Annotated in this window: 1 protein-coding gene; it reads right to left on the minus strand. The window is 49.3% G+C overall.

The window, feature by feature from the left end:
* Window positions 1–1,080 (minus strand): uracil-xanthine permease family protein (locus R7P35_RS25445; RefSeq protein ID WP_318093182.1); only part of this gene is annotated, 1,080 nt, incomplete at its 3' end.
* Window positions 1,081–1,160: the final 80 nt, after the last annotated feature.

Genomic DNA, 1,160 nt, shown 5'->3' on the forward strand with positions numbered 1-1,160 from the left:
CTGAACAAAACTGGCCACGCCCGGGAATAGACCAAGAATCACTAACATGCCCGAGATAAAGTAACCCACGTACCGGCTTGCGACGCCCGTTAGCATGATAATGCCGTTGTTTTGACTGAAAGTAGAGTTTGGAAAGCTGTTGAATACCGCAGCGATAGCCGAGTTCAGACCGTCCGCTAATACCCCACCTTTGATACGCTTCATGTAAATAGGGCCTTTAACTGGCTCGCCAGATACTTCAGACGTTGCGGTAATGTCGCCGATCGCTTCCAACGCCGTGATAAAGAAAATCAGCACGAGAGGGATAAACAGTGACCAGTCAAATGACAAGCCGTACTGCATCGGAATCGGTAGCGCAACGAGGTTGGTTTCCCCCAATTTTGAGGTGTCGACCATACCCATGAAGTATGCCATTACATAGCCAACTAGCATGGCAATCACGATCGAAGCCACGCGAATGTATGGGTTTTTAGAACGATTCAAAATCACAATTAACCCAAGTACGGTACCAGCGAGCGCCAGTTTGTCTAAGCTACCAAAAGTACCGTCGCCCATTGCAGCATAGCCTCCACCCATAGAAACCAAGCCAACTTGGATCAGCGTCAGGCCAATCAGAGTTACGACAATGCCAGAGACGAGAGGTGTGATGATGCGACGTGCATGCTCAAGCACACGAGACAGTAAGATCTCGGCAAAAGAGGCGACTAAAATCGTACCGAAAATGGCCGCCATCATGGTGCTGATGTCCGCGCCACCTGCTTTGAGTGATAAACCCGCACCGATGATTGGACCCAAAAAGTTAAAGCTGGTGCCTTGCACCGATAGCAAGCCGGAGCCGACAGGGCCAAAGGTACGGATTTGGATAAAGGAAGAAACACCAGATGCAAACAGCGACATGCTGATAATGGTGTTGGTTTGATCGGCCGGAACGCCCAAAGATTGGCAAATGATTAATGAAGGTGTAATCACCGCAACGAACATCGCCAATAAATGCTGAAGTGCAGCAAAAATCGTTTGTGGCAGTGGTGGACGATCATTTAATTGATAGACCAGTTCCGAAGATCGGTTTGAAGTTGTCATGATTTGTCTCGCTAGTCGCAATGTGTTCCCAGAGCTCGCTGAATGGGAGGGCTGGGTGGAGTTGACGTCGTTGCCTGTGA

The organism is Vibrio sp. Vb0304, assembly GCF_033338995.1.
GTDB classification, from domain to species: domain Bacteria; phylum Pseudomonadota; class Gammaproteobacteria; order Enterobacterales; family Vibrionaceae; genus Vibrio; species Vibrio alginolyticus.